Annotated in this window: 13 protein-coding genes; 9 read left to right on the top strand and 4 right to left on the bottom strand. The window is 71.8% G+C overall.

All coding sequences use genetic code 11. The features are described 5' to 3' along the window. Positions 1 to 207: 207 nt before the first annotated feature. Complete coding sequence (locus ACH5AF_RS34075; RefSeq protein ID WP_398907274.1) at positions 208 to 987, bottom strand: hypothetical protein; 780 nt, start codon at positions 985 to 987, stop codon at positions 208 to 210. 426 nt (positions 988 to 1,413) lie between these two features. Between ACH5AF_RS34075 and ACH5AF_RS34070 the strand changes: the two genes are divergently transcribed. The 3 genes from ACH5AF_RS34070 to ACH5AF_RS34060 all read left to right on the top strand — a co-directional run bounded on the left by ACH5AF_RS34070 (position 1,414) and on the right by ACH5AF_RS34060 (position 5,069). After that, the gene (locus ACH5AF_RS34070; RefSeq protein WP_398907272.1) at positions 1,414 to 2,700 is read left to right on the top strand and encodes a glycosyltransferase family 4 protein; all 1,287 of its coding nucleotides are present in this window, start codon (positions 1,414 to 1,416) and stop codon (positions 2,698 to 2,700) included. Between the two features lie 881 nt (positions 2,701 to 3,581). Beyond that, on the top strand, positions 3,582 to 4,559 hold the full coding sequence (locus tag ACH5AF_RS34065) for a helix-turn-helix transcriptional regulator (RefSeq protein ID WP_398907270.1): 978 nt from the start codon (positions 3,582 to 3,584) through the stop codon (positions 4,557 to 4,559). Positions 4,560 to 4,853: 294 nt separating this feature from the next. Further along, positions 4,854 to 5,069, top strand: a complete 216-nt coding sequence (locus ACH5AF_RS34060; RefSeq protein WP_398907268.1) for an I78 family peptidase inhibitor — start codon at positions 4,854 to 4,856, stop codon at positions 5,067 to 5,069. 87 nt (positions 5,070 to 5,156) lie between these two features. On the opposite strand, the gene ACH5AF_RS34055 is transcribed toward ACH5AF_RS34060, so the two are convergent. Then, positions 5,157 to 6,161, bottom strand: a complete 1,005-nt coding sequence (locus ACH5AF_RS34055) for a phosphatase PAP2 family protein (RefSeq protein WP_398907267.1) — start codon at positions 6,159 to 6,161, stop codon at positions 5,157 to 5,159. Positions 6,162 to 6,596: 435 nt separating this feature from the next. On the opposite strand from ACH5AF_RS34055, the gene ACH5AF_RS34050 reads away from it, so the two are divergent. Further along, positions 6,597 to 8,393, top strand: coding sequence for an MFS transporter (locus ACH5AF_RS34050; protein ID WP_398907265.1), 1,797 nt, complete (start codon positions 6,597 to 6,599; stop codon positions 8,391 to 8,393). A 371-nt stretch (positions 8,394 to 8,764) separates the two neighbouring features. Next, entirely contained in the window at positions 8,765 to 9,955 is a 1,191-nt protein-coding gene (locus tag ACH5AF_RS34045; protein WP_398907263.1) for an acyl-CoA dehydrogenase family protein, read from the top strand. A 41-nt stretch (positions 9,956 to 9,996) separates the two neighbouring features. On the opposite strand, the gene ACH5AF_RS34040 is transcribed toward ACH5AF_RS34045, so the two are convergent. Then, on the bottom strand, positions 9,997 to 10,431 hold the full coding sequence (locus tag ACH5AF_RS34040; protein ID WP_398907261.1) for a cell division protein SepF: 435 nt from the start codon (positions 10,429 to 10,431) through the stop codon (positions 9,997 to 9,999). 286 nt (positions 10,432 to 10,717) lie between these two features. On the opposite strand from ACH5AF_RS34040, the gene ACH5AF_RS34035 reads away from it, so the two are divergent. The 3 genes from ACH5AF_RS34035 (at position 10,718) to ACH5AF_RS34025 (ending at position 14,089) form a co-directional block, all read left to right on the top strand. Continuing rightward, positions 10,718 to 11,935 (top strand): DUF5685 family protein, encoded by a 1,218-nt coding sequence (locus ACH5AF_RS34035; RefSeq protein ID WP_398907259.1) that lies wholly within the window; start codon positions 10,718 to 10,720, stop codon positions 11,933 to 11,935. Positions 11,936 to 12,539: 604 nt separating this feature from the next. After that, positions 12,540 to 12,917 carry a hypothetical protein gene (locus ACH5AF_RS34030; RefSeq protein ID WP_398907257.1) on the top strand — a complete coding sequence of 126 codons (378 nt, stop codon included), beginning with the start codon at positions 12,540 to 12,542 and terminating at the stop codon, positions 12,915 to 12,917. A 263-nt stretch (positions 12,918 to 13,180) separates the two neighbouring features. Further along, positions 13,181 to 14,089 (top strand): S1 family peptidase, encoded by a 909-nt coding sequence (locus tag ACH5AF_RS34025; RefSeq protein ID WP_398907255.1) that lies wholly within the window; start codon positions 13,181 to 13,183, stop codon positions 14,087 to 14,089. Between the two features lie 125 nt (positions 14,090 to 14,214). Here ACH5AF_RS34025 and ACH5AF_RS34020 read toward each other — a convergent pair whose 3' ends face one another. Further along, positions 14,215 to 15,120 (bottom strand): alpha/beta fold hydrolase, encoded by a 906-nt coding sequence (locus ACH5AF_RS34020; RefSeq protein ID WP_398907254.1) that lies wholly within the window; start codon positions 15,118 to 15,120, stop codon positions 14,215 to 14,217. A gap of 336 nt (positions 15,121 to 15,456) precedes the next feature. Between ACH5AF_RS34020 and ACH5AF_RS34015 the strand changes: the two genes are divergently transcribed. Continuing rightward, on the top strand, positions 15,457 to 16,542 hold the full coding sequence (locus ACH5AF_RS34015) for a S1 family peptidase (RefSeq protein WP_398907252.1): 1,086 nt from the start codon (positions 15,457 to 15,459) through the stop codon (positions 16,540 to 16,542). The last annotated feature ends 368 nt before the right edge of the window (positions 16,543 to 16,910 follow it).

Raw genomic sequence — 16,910 nt, 5'->3', positions numbered from 1 at the left:
TGCAACGACGGGGAAGTGCTGCGGATGCGGGCTGGGACGAGCTGCATTCTTCCAGGGGACGAAAGCCCTTGCGGTTCCGCGCGGGCACACGGGCGCGCGCCAGGGGCGGTGGGGCGCTCCAGGCGTACGTCCGCGTGCCGGCGCGGCTCCCGGCACGGCAGGGCCCGGACCGGGCGGTATGCCGTCCCGAGGCCGACAGGGGAACGGTCAGGTGCCCGCCAGCGGCATCGCCGCGGCCACCAGACGGCCGTTCGCGGCAGCCTTCTCCAGGGCGTCGCGCAGCAGGTCCTCGCGCGGCTGCTGACCGATGGAGCCGACCGGCGCGGCGAAGACGAGCACGGTGTGCGTCTTGTTGGCCGCCGTACGCCAGCCCTCGGTGACCTGGAGCGGCTGATGGGCCTGCCACCAGGCGACCTGGCCGCCGCCGCCCGTACCGGGCTGGAGCACGGCGTGCAGCCGGCCCATGGCCACCAGCACCGACCATCCGGGCAGCTGCGCCGGAACCTGGTTCACGTCGGAGACCGGCCGGAAGCCCTGCTCGACGAGGAGCGGGAGGAACTCGTCTCCGCCGAACCCCGAGGTGCCGGGCCGGGCGATGGGCGCGGTCGGTTCGACGACGAGCGCGGGGTGCAGCGCCCCGTTGATCAGGATCAGGCCGCTGGTGACGCCCAGCACGGCCTGCTCGGGCGCCGCGCCCTCGATCCGCGGCTCCTCACCGGTGATGGACCGGACGGCGCCCTGGAGCTGGTCCTCGGCGACCTGGACGACCTGCGAGGGGATGCAGGTTGCGTGGGCGAAGGCGAGAACGGCGGTCTCCTCGCCGACGAACAGCACCGTGCTGGTGCGTTCCTGGTCGGAGTCGCCCGGGGTACGACAGGAGGTGCAGTCGTAGCTGCCCGGTGCGTTGTGGCCGGCGAGCAGCCGGTCGGCTTCTTCGTCGCCGATCTCGGCGCGTACGTCCTCGCTGACGTCGAGCATGCGCGGCACGGGTGGCTCCTCGGACTTGATCAGGTGCGCCGGGCGGGTCCCGGCTCATAACGGGTCAACGGGTGATATGCGGCAGGGGTCACGCGTGAAGGGGCACCGAATCGGTGGCGCGGTGGTCCTGCGGCGGCGTGGCGGGGCAACGGAATCGGTGCGGACCGGTGGGTCCGGTGCGTCGTCGGTCGTGTCGTCGGCTGTGTTCACCGGTCGTTTTCATCGGGTGTGTCTGGGACGCGAGCCGGTGCCGGCGCGGGGGAACTCGCCGGGCTCCGCGCCGAACACGACCGCCCCCCGGCGCAGTTCGTGCACCACCGCGGAACTGCTTCACCGTGCCCCAGCTCCCGTACCGCCCCTGACCGGCCAGTACAGTTCTTACGGGGCGCCCTCAGGACCGGGGGAGCGAAGCACGTCAGGGGGACGCGACGAGGCATGCGTATTTCATTTCTGCTCCACAATGCCTATGGCATCGGGGGAACGATCCGGACGACGTTCAACCTCGCCCGGACGCTCGCCGAACGGCACGAGGTAGAGATCGTCTCCGTCTTCCGCCACCGCGACGAGCCCACCATGGGCGCTCCGGAGGGTGTGACGTTGAAGCACCTCGTCGACCGGCGCAAGAAGAGCCCCGGCTACGACGGCGACGACCCGCTCGCCGCGCGGCCCGCGAAGGTCTTCCCGCGCGGCGACGGGAGGCACAAGCAGTACAGCCGCCTCACCGACCTCCGGATCGAGGCCCATCTGCAGTCGCTGGACGCCGACGTCGTCGTCGGCACGAGACCCGGCCTCAATGTGCACATCGCCCGCCAGGCCCCGCGCGACATCGTGCGGATCGGCCAGGAGCACCTGACGCTGGACGGCCACGGCTACCGGTTGCGCCGGGAGATCGCCCACCGCTACGCGGTCCTGGATGCGGTCACCACGGTCACCGAGGCCGACGCACGCGCCTACCGCGAGCAGCTCGACCTGCCCGGCGTCCGTATCGAGGCGGTGCCCAACAGCGTGCCGCCGCCGAAGGTGGCGCCCGCGGACTCGACCGCCAAATGGGTCGTGGCGGCCGGCCGGCTCACCCGCGTCAAGCGCTACGACGTGCTCATCGAGGCCTTCGCCCAGGTGGTCGCCGTCCGGGCCGACTGGAGACTGCGGATCTACGGCAGCGGGGACGCGACCGGCAACGAGAAGGAGGCCCTGCGCGCCCTGATCGACAAGCGCGGCCTGCAGAACCACGTCTTCCTCATGGGCACGGCCAACCCATTGGAGGCCGAGTGGGTCAAGGGCTCCGTGGCTGCTGTCACCTCCACCATGGAGTCCTTCGGCATGACCATAGTGGAGGCCATGCGCTGCGGCCTCCCCGTCGTCTCGACCGACTGCCCCCATGGGCCGCGCGAGATCATCGAGGACGGCGTCGACGGCCGGCTCGTGCCGGTCGGCGACGTGGACGCGATCGCGGCGGCGCTGCTCGGGCTGATCGAGGACGACGAGTTGCGCCGGCGCACCGGGCAGGCGGCGCTGGCCGCCTCCGCCCGGTTCGACCCGGCCCGTATCGCCGAGCGGCACGAGGCGCTGTTCGCCGACCTCGTGGCCCGTGATGTGCGGCACAAGAGGGTCGGCTCGCTGCGCGAAGCGCTGCACCGCGGCGGAAGCGCGCTCTATGACGGGGCTTATGGGCTGCGTTATGTTGCCGCGGACGTGATCCGCCGAGGGAAGAAGGGCACCTGAGCACGTCCACCACGGCAGGCGGGCGGCGGACCCCGCGGGCGCACCGCGTCGCCGGCGCATAGGGAGCCGTCGTCTTCGAGGCTGTGGGAGCCGGCGTCGCGCTCGTCCTGCGGCGCGTCGGAGCCGGCAGCGCCGGCGAGGAGGTGCGGCTGCCCCTGACCGACGTCGGTGACGGCACGGCGAAGGCGGTACTCGAAGCCGGGACCGAGCTGGCAGAGGGCCGCTGGGAGGTATTCACCGCAATCCGGGGAGGCCGTCGAGCCCGGTGCGCGGGATCTGCGGGCCCTGGTCGATCTGACGCGATCCGGACCGGATAGCCGTACGGGTCTCGTATCCCACGGCGGCGCGCGGCCTCGCGGTCCGCTGCCGGCTCCGCGCCCCACACGCCGAGGCGGGTGACATCGCTCTCACGCCGGGGCGGGGCGCGATGTCCGTGGAGGGCTGTTGTACGGCACGGAGCTGGGGGACGTCGCCGTGGCGGAGGCCCGCCTCAGCTCGGGCGGCCGGGTGCACGAGGTGCCCGTGACGGGCGGGGGCCGTGTCTTCGGCTTCACCCTCCCTCATGCCTCCATCGCCGACTCCGCGGGCGGCAAGGAGCAACTGTGGGAGCTGCGGCCGCGTCCCGCCGCGGACGCCGAGGGCATCCGGATCTCCCGGATCCTCGACGACGTCTGGGACAAGAAGGGGTCTGCGTCTACCCGAGGCAGCGCACGGACAGCGGTCTGGCTGCCGGGCCCTGTACACGGGCGACAACGACCTCTGGCGTACGCGTCACGGCGACGGACCGATCCGCTGCCGCGACCCCGCGACCCCGCATCCCGGCGCCTGCGGCCTGCGGCCTGCGGACAGAAACTGTCCGCAACGGCTGGCAGACTCGGGCCATGTTGGAGACCTCGGCACGACTCCTGCGCCTGCTCTCGCTGCTGCAGGCTCATCGCGAATGGTCGGGCGCCGATCTCGCCGAACGGCTCGGCGTCACCCCGCGCACCGTGCGCCGTGACGTCGACAGGCTGCGCGAGCTCGGCTATCCCGTCAACGCGAGTCCCGGCACGGGCGGCGGCTATCAGCTCGGCGCGGGCGCCGAACTGCCGCCACTGCTGCTCGACGACGACGAGGCGGTGGCCGTCGCCGTCGGACTGCGCACGGCGGCCGGCCAGGGCATCGAGGGCATCGGTGAGACCTCCGTGCGCGCGCTCGCCAAACTGGAGCAGGTGCTGCCGGGCAGGCTGCGCCGCCGGGTGAGCGCACTCAACGCCTTCACCGTGCCGATGCTGCGCACGCCCCGGGCGCAGCTCGACCCGTCGGTGCTGACCGAGCTCGCGAACGCCTGTCGCGACAGCGAGCGGCTGCGGTTCGAGTACCTCGACCACGCCGGCACCGCGACCCGCCGCACCGTCGAGCCGCACCGGTTGGTGTGCACCGAGCACCGCTGGTACCTCGTGGCCTGGGACCTCGACCGGGCCGACTGGCGGACGTTCCGCGCGGACCGGATCACGCCGAAGCCCCCGCACGGCCCGCGCTTCGCCCCGCGCACGCCGCCGGCCGACGACCTGGCCGCCTACGTATCCCGAGGTGTCTCCACCGCCGCGTACGCGGCCCGCGCGGTGATCAGACTCCATACCTCTGCCGAGCAGGCGGCGCAGACCATCGGGCCCTTGGACGGGGTGCTGGAGGCGATCGACGCGTCCCGCTGCCTGCTGCGCACCGGGGCCGCCGGTCTGGACGTGCTGGTGATCCACGTGATGCTGATGGGCGTGGACTTCGAGGTGGTCGAGCCGCCCGAGCTGACCGACCGCATCAGGGACGTACGCGACCGTCTCTCTCGTGCTCTGGCCTCCGGGACCGATCGCGCGGGGTAACGGATGAGGGGATTTGGTAAGGAAGTGGTGAATTCATCGTCCGTGTCAATTCGGCCAGCCGACCCCTCAGGGTAATTCGGCAGCGGAAATCGGGCATGATCGCCAAGGCCTCCCGCCGAATTATTCGGCGAACACCCGCGCAGCACCCGTTCGAGTGAACGGGCTCACGCGGAACTCCACCGGAGCGGTGTCGGGAACCTGTGACAGAAGCGTGACCGGTGAGGTACACGGGGCTGCTGGGGTGATCGAGTTCCCGGCTTCCGTCACCGTCCGCTGCCATCTACGGTGGACTGCATGGCACCCATACCGACACCTCCCGAGCAGCCCGACGACACGCCGGATTCCTATGTCGGCCTCGGCGCCCAGGCCGCCGAGCAGCAGGCCCGTGAGCGTGGCTGGACGACGGTCAGGGCACTGCCGCCCGGCTCGATCATCACGATGGAGTACATGGTGGGCCGCCTCAACTTCGAGGTGCGCGACGGCACCGTCATCCGCTGCTGGAAGGGCTGAAGCGGCACGCGGGCGGCAGGGACCCACGTACGGCGAAAGGCCCCGGCACGTTGTGTGCCGGGGCCTTCCGTGGATCGTGCCGCCTGTTCAGCCGCCCGTGACGGGCCGCGAGTGCGGCGGGCGTCTGCTGCCCGACGGGGTGACGGGCGAACGCTCGGAGCGCACCGCGTGCGGGCGCTGGGGATGCGTCGCCGTCGGGTACGCCGTCGTCCTCGTGCCGGCCGGCGGACCGGGCCGGGCGCCACCGACCATGGCGACCGGCTCCCGTGACGGATCGTCCGCCGCGGGCGCGTGCACCCGGGGCGGGAACACCGCGGGCCTCGGCCCCCCGGCAGCGACCGGGCGGGAGGGGGACAGTGTCCGGCGCGCCCGCCACTGGTCGCGCAGTGCCAGGATGAATCGCTCGGCGCGGGCGATGACCGGCTCGCACCAGGGCAGTCCCAGCAGGATCAGCAGTCCGGCGGCCCAGCCGAGCAGGACGTCGCTCAGCCAGTGCGTACCGAGGTAGACGGTGGTCAGTCCGACACCGAGGGAGACCACGGCGGACAGGGCCGACAGATACCGGCGGGCCCTCGGCGTGGTGGCCAGATACGCCAGAATGCCCCATGTCACCACGGCGTTGGCGGTATGTCCGGAAGGAAATATATCGCCGCCGGCGAAGAGTTCGGCCGAGCCGATCTGCGTCGCGTAGTGAGGGCCGAGCCGGCCGAGTCCGATCTTGACCGCACCCACGGTGGCGTTCAGCAGCAGCAGAGCCGCGCCGAGCGCCAGCAGGGGCCTGAGGGTGTGCTGACGCCAGGAGCGCCAGCCCAGCCACGCCGCGACCATGACGGCCGTCGGGCCGCGCTGGCCGAGTACCACGAAGTAATCGAGAAACGCGTGCTGTTCGGGCCATTGCTCGTACGGACGGAAGAGCATGAGCTTCCAGTCCAGGGCCACGAGCCAGGTCGACGCCAGCACGGCGACGACGATGGCCACATAGAACGCGGACGTCCCGCCGAAGAGCGCGAGACGTGTGCGGCTCATCCGCGGGATCTCTATCTTCGGCGGTTCCGGCTCCCGGTCCAGCCGGGCAAAGATGTCGGTACGCACCCAATCGACGTTACAGCGAGTGAGTGCCGCGTCAGGTCGATCCACTCCTTTCGTGATGCCTATGTGATGTGGAGTTTGTCTCAGATCCTCTTCTATTCATGGCCCGTCAGGAAAAACCGCTGGCCTTGTTCCCTGTTTATCGGACGGTCTTCCCGGGGCGATTCATGGAGGGCATCGGGAAATGGTTCACCGGGGTACCCCGTGGAATTTCCGTACCGTTCAGGAGTGCTCGGGATCCGCCCTCTCCGGTGGGTGGAGTGGCGTACGCCACACCGGCCGTGAGCGCAGGTGAGAGATCGGCCACGCGCACCCCGCGCGAACTCGCGTACGCTGGCGCTCACTCGCCCGTCGATGCCGGGCCGCCTGCGGGGACCTGCCAGCAGCACCGTCCCCGGCCGGTCCACCGAGCGCGAGGCTTCACTGGGAGGTTCGTACATGTCCGTGACGACCACGGCCGGGGCACGCCTGCGCGCCGCCGGCGGCGGTGCCAACCGCTGGGTCGTCCTGGTGGTCCTGTGCGTCAGCCTGCTGTTCGTCGCCCTGGACGCGACCGTCCTGCATGTCGCCGTCCCTGCCGTCACGGAGGACCTGCGGCCGAGCGGTGTCGAGCTGCTGTGGATCGTGGACGCCTATCCCCTCGTCTGTGCCTCGCTGCTGATCATGTTCGGCACGCTGGGCGACCGGGTCGGACGCAGACGGCTGCTGCTCATCGGCTACGCGCTCTTCGCGCTCGCCTCCGCCGTCGCCGCCTTCGCGCCCACTCCTGAAGTGCTGGTCTGTGCCCGTGCCCTGCTCGGCGTCGGCGGCGCGATGATCATGCCCGCGACGCTCTCCATCCTGCGCGCCGTCTTCCCCGACCGGCGCGAGCGTGCCACGGCCATCGGCATCTGGACCGCGGTCGCCGCTGTCGGCGCCGCGACCGGACCGGTGCTAGGCGGCTTCCTCGTCGAGAACTTCTGGTGGGGCTCCGTCTTCCTCATCAACATCCCGCTGATGGCGTTCATCCTGCCCGTCGGCCGCTGGCTCCTGCCGGAGTCACGCGGCGGACACGACGGTCCGTGGGACGTGCTCGGCGCGCTGATGGCCGCGGCCGGTGTCCTCGGGGTGGTCCTCGGAGTCAAGCGGCTCGGCGCCGGCGCCGCACTACTGGACATCAGGGCCGTCGGACCGCTGCTCGTCGGCACCGCGCTCCTCGTGGTCTTCGTGCGGCGGCAGAAGCGGCGCGAGCATCCGCTCATCGACATGCGCATGTTCGCCCGGGCGGCGTTCTCCACGTCCGTCGGCTGCATCGTCCTCGCGATGCTGGCGCTGGTCGGCCTGGAACTGATCGCCGTCCAGTACCTCCAGCTGGTCCTCGGGCTCAGCCCGCTGGAGACCGGGCTGCGACTGCTGCCGCTGACCTTCGCCGCGATGGCCGCCGGCGCCACCGGCTCCTACACCCTGCGCCGCACAGGGCCGCGCCGGATGGTCGGCTGGGGCTTCGTCCTGACCGCCGCGGCCGTGCTGCTGCTGGTCCTCATGGGCCAGCACGACCGGCCGCTGCTGCTCACCGTGGGTTTCGTCCTGCTCGGCTTCGGCCTGCAGACCACGCTGTTCGCCGCGTACGAGTCGATGCTCAGCGAGGCGCCGCCCGAGCAGGCAGGGGGAGCTGCCGCCATCGGTGAGACCTCCTACCAGCTCGGCGCGGGCATGGGCATCGCGCTGCTCGGCAGCGTGATGAACGCGGCATACGGGCCCGCCGTCGCCGCCGTGGCGGGCGTGCCCGCGTCCGCGAGCTCCGCCGCCGCGCACTCGCTGGGCGAGGCCTACCAGCAGGCCGATCGCCTCGGCGGCCCCGTCGGCGACCTGCTGCGCACCACCGCCCGCCACTCCTTCGTCCACGGCCTGCACGTCGCGCTGCTGGTCAGCGCGGGCCTGCTGCTCCTCGGGGCGGTCGCCGCGCTGCGACTGCCGAGGGCGATGGAATGCGCGGCCGTCCGCCCCGACACGGCCGCTCGCCCCGACGCTTGCCCGCGCCCCGACGCGGCGATCCCGCCGTCCCGCGAGCCGTCCCGCGCCGGACGCGACGAGGTGCGCCACGAGAGCTCGGGCGAACGATTGCCGGCCGCGGTAGCTGTCCGCGCTGGAACCGGCGAGCTCCGCTCCACGGCGGGCATCCCGGGAAGTCGCGGGCCGGGAGGACCGCTGACCACCCGGTCCGCGCCGCAGGACGACGTCGCCGGGCACCTCTGAGGTAGCCCGGTGCCCGCCCACCCCCCGCCGCAGTGACGTCGCCGGCCATGGCTGAGTAGGCAGCCCCGATCAGGGGGCCCCGCAGCCCCCCGCCGCAGGACGACACCGCCGGGCGCGGCTGAGCGGACAGCCCATCCGGACACCACCCGGCCCCGCCCACGGCGGCCGCAGTGCGCGACGACCGGGGCGCGGGAGCGCGCTCCGCGCAACCGGTCGCCGGTCGCCGGCGCCAGGCAGCCGTCGGGTCTGGACGCGCGGCACACTGAGCCGTAACGTCGGGCGTAGCCGTAACTAGCACTGCTAGTTTTCGGCTAGCCCGTCATCAGTGTTCCGCAGCGCCGAGCTGCCGGAGAGCCGCCGGAGGCCACCTCATGTCCGCATCCTCGAAGCTTCCGCCCTTCGACCCGGCCGATCCGCTCGGCATCGACGACCTGCTCGACGCCGAGGACCTCGCCATCCGCGACACCGTCCGTGCCTGGGCCGCCGACCGCGTCATGCCGCACATCGCCGACTGGTACGAACGCGGCGAGCTCCCCGGTATCCGCGAGCTGGCCCGCGAACTCGGTTCCCTCGGCGCGCTCGGCATGTCCCTCGACGGCTACGGTTGCGCTGGGGCGACCGCCGTCCAGTACGGGCTGGCCTGCCTGGAGCTGGAGGCCGCCGACTCCGGCATCCGCTCCCTCGTCTCCGTGCAGGGGTCGCTGGCCATGTACGCGATCCACCGCTTCGGCTCCCAGGAGCAGAAGGAGCGCTGGCTGCCGGGCATGGCCGCGGGCGAGATCATCGGCTGCTTCGGCCTCACCGAGCCCGACCACGGCTCCGACCCCGCCGCCATGCGCACCTACGCCAAGCGCGACGGCTCGGACTGGGTGCTCTCCGGCCGCAAGATGTGGATCACCAACGGCTCCGTCGCCGGCGTCGCGGTCGTGTGGGCGCAGACGGACGAGGGCATCCGCGGCTTCGTCGTGCCCACCGACAGCCCCGGATTCTCCGCGCCCGAGATCAAGCACAAGTGGTCGCTGCGCGCGAGCGTGACCAGCGAACTGGTCATGGACGACGTACGGCTGCCCGCCGACGCGGTGCTGCCCGATGTCACCGGTCTGCGCGGACCGCTCAGCTGTCTGAGCCACGCCCGCTACGGGATCGTGTGGGGTGCGATGGGCGCCGCGCGCTCCAGCTTCGAGGCGGCGGTGGCGTACGCGAAGACGCGCGAACAGTTCGGCCGGCCGATCGGCGGCTTCCAGCTCACCCAGGCCAAACTCGCCGACATGGCCGTCGAGCTGCACAAGGGCATTCTGCTCGCCCACCACCTCGGCAGGCGGATGGACGCCGGGAAGCTGCGGCCGGAGCAGGTCAGTTTCGGAAAGCTCAACAACGTGCGCGAGGCGATCGAGATCTGCCGCACCGCACGCACCATCCTCGGCGCGAACGGGATCTCCCTGGAGTACCCCGTCATGCGGCACGCGACCAACCTCGAGTCGGTGCTCACCTACGAGGGCACCGTCGAGATGCACCAGCTCGTGCTGGGCAAGGCGCTCACCGGCCTCGACGCGTTCCGGTAGGCCGGCTGCCGGCCCAGGGAGCCGACCGGCGAGGGCCCTGCTCAGCTCTGGTTGAAAAAGCCGTCCTGCGAACGGCCCCCGGGGTCGCCGCTGACGATCTGTGTGTCGGCGGGGGTCAGCAGGAAGACCCGCGTCGCCACACGCTCGATGGAGCCGCGCAGGCCGAAGGCGAGGCCCGCGGCGAAGTCGACGACGCGCTTGGCGTCGGTCGGCTCCATCGCCGTGAGGTTCACGATGACGGGAACGCCGTCGCGGAACAGCTCACCGATGCCCCGGGCGTCCCGGAACCCGTCCGGGGAGACCGTGGCGATCCGGCGGCCCTCCTGCTGCGCGGATTCGGAGGCCACACGCACCCGGGGGTCGGTGACCCATGCGTCACCCGTCTCCGCGCCCTCGGCGTACTCGTCGTCGTAGTAACGCCCGTCGTTGTCCTCGACGAGTCCCAGCCAGGCGCTCGCCTTGCGTACCGAACCCATGGACGCCTCCTTCCGTGCTGCAGTGGTCTCACTGCGGTCTGTCGTTCCGCACCCCTATGGTCGTCCATCATGCGGATCGCGCGCCAAGTGGATAGCCGCCGCGCAGAGGATTCGTGACGGTACTGGTGCAGAAGATGTGGCGATTCGTCAAGGTTCTTGCTGCACAGGCGGCATGAGGGGATCAAAATACAAAAGTCGGACCAGACGGGTGACCTTGGGGACGTACGGGTGAACGACCCGTCGGTACGATGCCCCCGATCTGTCGAACGACTCACGGGGGACCCACTTGTTCGGAATAGTCAGGCCGTGCTCGCACCGGCTCGGTGACGCACTGAGGACCGAGTGGATGGCGCACCTGTGCGGGCTGTGCCTGGCGCTTCGCGCCGACCACGGGCAGTTCGCCCGCATCGTGACGAACTACGACGGCCTGATCGTCTCGGTTCTGACGGAGGCTCAGGGCGAACGCACCCCTGCGCAGCGGCGCACCGCGGGACCCTGCCCGCTGCGTGCCATGCGCACCGCGCCCGTTGCCCGGGGCGAGGGCGCGAAGCTGGCCGCGGCCGTCTCGCTCGTCCTCGCCTCGGCGAAGGTGCGCGACCACGTCGCCGACAGGGACGGCGTGTTGGCCCGCAGGCCGGTCGCCGCGGCCGCTCGCCGCGTCGCCGCGGGCTGGGACAGGGCGGGCGCGCGCTCCGGTGCCGCCCTCGGGTTCGACACGGCGCTCCTCGTCGACGCCGTCGACCGGCAGACCGGGATCGAGGCGCTGACCGGGCCCGGTACCTCCCTGCTCACCGTCACCGAGCCGACCGAGACCGCGACCGCCGCCGCGTTCGCGCACACCGCGGTGCTCGCCGGCCGCCCCGAGAACATGGCGCCGCTCGCCGAGGCCGGGCGGCTCTTCGGGCGGCTCGCGCATCTGCTGGATGCCGTGGAGGACAAGGAGACTGACGCGGCGTCGGGCGCGTGGAACCCTCTCACCGTGACCGGCACCTCCCTCGCCGAGGCGCGCCGCCTCGCCGACGACGCGGTGCACGGGATCAGGCTGGCGCTGAAGGACGTCCGCTTCGTGGACGACCGGCTGGTGCACGTGCTGCTCGCGCACGAACTGCGCACCTCGGTGAACCGCACATTCGGCACGGCCACCTGTTCGCACCGGCAGCCGGGGCCGTCGCAGGGCAATCCGTACGCCTCCGGCGGCGGCTCCTTCGGCGCCCCGGGGCCGTACGGCCCCGCCCATCCCTACGGCGGCGGATCGCCGGGCGGACCCGGCGTGCCCGGGGGACCCGGGGGTCTGCCGCCGCAGTTCGGCGGCCGGTCACCGGAGCCCAAGCGGCGTGGCTTCTGGGCCGGCTGTGCCGTCTTCGTCGGGCTCTTCTGCACGTGCCGGATCTGCTGCGCCAAGGAGTACGAGGGACCCTGGTCCCGCAAGAAGCGCGAGGGCTGCTGCCGGGACTGCGACGGCTGCGACGGTTGCGACTGCTGCTGCCCCTGCGACGGCTGCTGACGGGGCGTCCGGCCCGGCGTCGCCACCTCGCTCCCGGGCCACATCGACAGGGCGTCCCGGCCTGCCCCGACGGCCGGAAGCTCCGTCGGCGAGCAGTATGCCGATCCAGCTCGTACCCGGGTCGCGGTGAGCCTGGTGGAAGGGTTGACCGCATGAGCACGGACGAGCGGAACCGTCACGAGGAGCAGCACGAGCGGAACCGGCACCCGTGGCACGCACGCCGTGCGGCCATGGTCTGCGGTCCTTACGGTCCGCTGTCCCTCATGGGCAGCCTCCCCCTGCCTTCGGCGGAGGTGTACCCAGGCTGGCCGACCACCGGGAGGGTGAATTCCGGCCGTCCCGGGGACATGGCTGGAGGACGGGGACGAGGTGGTGCTGACCGCCGGGCCCGAGGACGGTCTCACCGTCGACGGACAGCCGTTCACCGGCAGCGTCCGGCTCACCGCCGACCACACGCCCACCCCCGACTCCCGGGTCGGGCACGCTGGCCGCCGAACGCGTCATGCGCCGCGAAGGACTGTGAGCCGCATGTGACTTCGCCCCTGACGCACCGGCGCGCAAGGCGTTCCAGGGGATCGAGGCCACCGCGTACGACCCGCGGTGGGTGCTGCCCGGACGCTTCCGGCCGTACGAGGAGCACGCGCGTCCGGGTCGAGAACGCGGACGGACACGAGAGCGCTCGGCATCGGCGGCGAGATCGTCTTCGAAGTCGGCGGCACCCCGTGCGCCCTCAAGGCGGCGATCGAGGCGGACAGTTCGCTGTGGCGCTCTTCGCCGACGCGACCAGCGGGGAGAGACACACCGCTTCCGCTTCCTGCGGCCCGCCGCCCCCGCGCCGGATGTCACCGTCGACATCGACTTCACCCGGGCGCTGCTGCCCCCGTGTGCCTCGCCGACCACTTCATCTGCCCCTCCCCACCGCCGGGCAGCACCCTGTCCGCCGCGGTCGAGGCCGGCGGAACGGAACCTCGTCGGCGCCTGACCCGTCTCAAGGGGCGACCCGAGCACAGCAGAGCAGGACCGGCCCCGGCGCATCCCAGCCGCCGGGGCCGGCCGTCGTGCATGTGCACGGCGGCCGAAAGTCGCCCTTGTGCGGTTGGTAGACGCCGCGAATACTCCCGAATCAGCGCTTGTCAGGGGCATGGCTTGTCCGACTTTCGAACGGGCCGCCGTGCTTCATGACTGCGCCTCACCGGGCCCCACCCCCACGAAAAGGGCCCCCTTTCCCCTCGGGAGGAACGACAAGTGAGGATCAAGCGCACCATCCCCCGCACCCCCACCGGCAGACGCACCCGCCTGCTCGCCGTGTCCACCGGCCTGATCGCGGCCGCGGCACTGGCTCTCCCCACCGCCACCGCGAGCGCCGACCAGGCGCAGACCTACAGCGCGACTCAGCTCTCCGCTGCGAGCGACGCCGTGCTCGAAGCCGATGTGGCCGGCACCGCCTGGCACATCGACAAAGCGACGAACACCCTTGTCGTCACCGCAGACAGCACCGTTTCCCAGGCCGAGATCGCCAGGATCAAGCGTGAGGCAGGGAGCAACGCCGGCGCCCTGCGCATCGAGCGCACCCCCGGCACTTTCTCCAAACTCATCTCGGGCGGCGATGCCATCTACGCCTCCAGCTGGCGCTGTTCCCTCGGGTTCAACGTCCGCACCAGCAGCGGCACCTACTACCTGCTGACCGCCGGCCACTGCACCGACGGCGCGGGCACCTGGTACACGAACTCCTCGCGGACCACCACCATCGGCCCCACGGCCGGGTCCAGTTTCCCCGGCAACGACTACGGCATCGTCCGCTACTCCAACACCTCGCTGTCCCACCCGGGCACCGTCGGCAGCGTCGACATCACCAGCGCGGCCAACGCCACCGTCGGGATGTCCGTCACCCGCCGCGGTTCCACCACGGGCACCCACAGCGGCAGCGTCACGGGCCTCAACGCCACCGTCAACTACGGCGGCGGCGACATCGTCTACGGCATGATCCGCACCAACGTCTGCGCCGAGCCGGGCGACAGCGGCGGTCCGCTCTACTCCGGCAGCCGGGCCATCGGCCTGACCTCCGGCGGCAGCGGCAACTGCTCCACGGGCGGCACGACCTTCTTCCAGCCGGTCACCGAAGCGCTCAGCGCCTACGGAGTCAGCGTCTACTGACGCGGGTGGTCCTGCCCCCGCCGGACGCGCGCCCCTGCCCGGACCCACCGGGTGGGGGCTTCCACCCGCGGGGAGGAACGGAGACCTGCACGTTCGGCCCGACCTTTCCGCCGGCCCGGCGCTCGTCACCCCTCGCGCAGCCACTCCAGGGCCCGGCCGAGTGCGTACTGCGCCGTGAAGTGCCCGGCACCCGGCTGCAGCACGGCCGTGCAGCGGGGGATGCGTCCGGCGAGCCAGTGGAAGTGGCCGACCGGCGAGAAGACGTCCTCCGCGCCATGCCACAACAGCACCCGGCGCTCGATCACTGCGGGGTCGAATCCCCACGGCGTCGCCAGCGCGACCGTGTCGTCGAACCAGCCGTACGCCGAGACCCGCAGGCCCTCACGGTAGTTGGCGAGCAGCACGGCACGGACCCGCTCGTCGGCGAGCACCGGCTCGTCGGCCTTCGAGAGCGCGCCGCGCAGTTGGTCGAGCAGTCGTACGGGGTCGGGGCGGATCTCGTCGGCGAGGGCGGTCAGCAGCCGTTCCAGCGCCGCCGGGTCGGTGGTGGCGAGCGTGTACTGGTCCACGTTCATCGGCGTCATGCCCGCGAACCAGCTCAGCCCGTCCGCGTCCCGTGGGGCGGGGCTGACCAGTGCCGCCGCCGCCGTCACCCGCTCCGGCAGCAGTGCCGCGCAGGCCAGCGCGTGCGGCGCGCCCCCCGAGCGGCCGACGACCGCGAACGTGCCGATGCCGAGTGCGTCGGCGACCGCCGCCGCGTCGCGGGCCGCGTCCGCCACCCGGCGGCCCTCGCGGCGGTCGGAATCCCCGTACCCCGGGCGGTCGTAGGCGAAGAGACGCACCTGGGGATGGCGCTCGGTGACATCGTGCAGCGCGGTGCCGAGGCGACTGCCGGGAGTGCCGTGGTGCAGCAGCACCGGTGTGCCGTCCGGCGCGCCCCACTCCTCGGCCACCAGAGTGCGGCCGTCGTCCGTCCTCACATCGATGCACACTGTCCCCTTCGCGGCGGATGCCCGCTGGCCGACGGGCATGGCGTCCCAGTATCCGCCGCTGCCGCCACGGCGGGGAGCCCGGGGTGCGGCGATGTCGGTCCCGCGGGTGGCGCTGTGTCCGGAATGCGGTGGATCGAGCCGGCACGTGAACGTGGCGGGTGGGCGTCCGGCGGCAGGCGCATCTTCATGGCCGGTGAACCGAGCCGAAGGGTGGCGGTGTTCCTGTGAAGAGGCTGTGAACGCAGGCGAGTTGTCGTGTGTCCGTCCATGAGTCGGCCTTGTGTGCGAGTGCGACGCCTCGGAATAGTGGGCGATCCATCCTCCGTGTCCGGGCACCCCACTTGTCCGGGCGCGGCCCCCACAGGAGGTCATGTCTTGAAGCACCGGCGCATACCCAGGAGAAGAATCGCCGTGGCGGGCGGCGCGGTCGTCGCCCTGGTCGCCGCGGGCGTCACGTTCCAGAGTGCGAACGCCAGTGACAGCACTGAGCAGTTCACCGTGAAGTCCCTCAGCGCACCGGCGGCGGGGACGCTCGCCCTCTCGCTGACGGCGGACCTGGGCGCCGACGGTGCCGGCGCCTACTACGACGCCGACACCAAGGCCCTCGTGGTCAACGTCGTCTCCGAGGACGCGGCGCAGACCGTGCGCGAGGCGGGCGGCAAGGCCCGGATCGTCGAGAACACCCTGGCCGAACTGACCGGCGCCCGGCAGACGCTGGCCGACAGGGCGAGCATCCCGGGCACCTCCTGGGCCACCGACCCGGTCACCAACAAGCTGGTGGTCACGGCGGACCGTACGGTCAAGGGCGCCGAACTGGCCAAGCTGCAGGATGTCGTGAAGGGTCTAGGCGCCAAGGCCGAACTCAAGCGGAGCGGGGGTGAGTTCAAGCCCTTCGTCGCCGGCGGCGACGCGATCCACTCGGGCGGCGGCCGCTGCTCCCTCGGCTTCAACGTCGTCAAGGACGGTGCTCCGCACTTCATCACCGCCGGGCACTGCGGCCAGTCCGGCAGCGAGTGGTCGGACTCGGCGGGCGGGGCGGCCATCGGCACGATGGTCGACTCGCAGTTCCCGGGCAACGACTTCGCGCTGGTGAAGTACAACGGAGACACCGCGCACCCGAGCGAGGTCAACCTCTACAACGGCAGCGCGCAGGCCATCACCAAGGCGGGTGACGCCACCGTCGGCATGCAGGTGCAGCGCAGCGGCTCCACGACCCAGGTCCACGACGGTGAGGTCACCGCGCTCGATGCGACCGTGAACTACGGCAACGGCGACGTCGTCGAGGGCCTCATCCAGACCACGGTCTGTGCCGAGCCCGGCGACAGCGGCGGCTCGCTCTTCTCGGGCGACACGGCGATCGGCCTGACGTCGGGCGGCAGCGGGGACTGCTCGTCGGGCGGCGAGACGTTCTTCCAGCCGGTGACGGAGGCGCTGTCGACGTTCGGTGCGGAGATCGGCTGACCGCCCCTCCGTCGAGGACCCGGCCCCCACGCCCTTGCGGGCGCGGGGGCCGGCTCTTTTCGGGGCGCGCGCTGGGTGGTGGTGGTCGGGTCCGTTTCGGGGCTTTGCCCCGTGCCCCGCGCCGCAGTCTCCGGCGGAGCTGGTTGTGGCTTGCGCGCTCGACTCCGCGGCGCCCCCGGCCGCCGCACAGCCAAGTGTCCGTGCCATGGCTCAGCGCTCGGCGGACCCGGTGTTCACGCAGGTGGGACGGGTCGCATGACTGAGGGCGGCACGGGGGGGTGCCTCTATGTCCTGCGTCAAGGCGCCCCTGTCGGGTTTGGGGCGGTTCGGGCTCGCTGGGGTTATGCGGCGAGCTCGACGTCCTTGGG

Origin of the sequence: Streptomyces sp. NPDC018833, assembly GCF_044390825.1 — a bacterium.
Taxonomy (GTDB): Bacteria; Actinomycetota; Actinomycetes; order Streptomycetales; family Streptomycetaceae; genus Streptomyces.
This window is presented reverse-complemented; position numbering and strand designations above follow the sequence as displayed.

Bases quoted from the DNA above. Each gene is read 5' to 3' on its own strand.
- ACH5AF_RS34040 (WP_398907261.1), bottom strand. From the start codon at position 10,431: ATGGGTTCGGTACGCAAGGCGAGCGCCTGGCTGGGACTCGTCGAGGAC.
- ACH5AF_RS34045 (WP_398907263.1), top strand. From the start codon at position 8,765: ATGTCCGCATCCTCGAAGCTTCCGCCCTTCGACCCGGCCGATCCGCTC.
- ACH5AF_RS34050 (WP_398907265.1), top strand. From the start codon at position 6,597: ATGTCCGTGACGACCACGGCCGGGGCACGCCTGCGCGCCGCCGGCGGC.
- ACH5AF_RS34070 (WP_398907272.1), top strand. From the start codon at position 1,414: ATGCGTATTTCATTTCTGCTCCACAATGCCTATGGCATCGGGGGAACG.
- ACH5AF_RS34020 (WP_398907254.1), bottom strand. From the start codon at position 15,120: ATGCCCGTCGGCCAGCGGGCATCCGCCGCGAAGGGGACAGTGTGCATC.
- ACH5AF_RS34065 (WP_398907270.1), top strand. From the start codon at position 3,582: ATGTTGGAGACCTCGGCACGACTCCTGCGCCTGCTCTCGCTGCTGCAG.
- ACH5AF_RS34060 (WP_398907268.1), top strand. From the start codon at position 4,854: ATGGCACCCATACCGACACCTCCCGAGCAGCCCGACGACACGCCGGAT.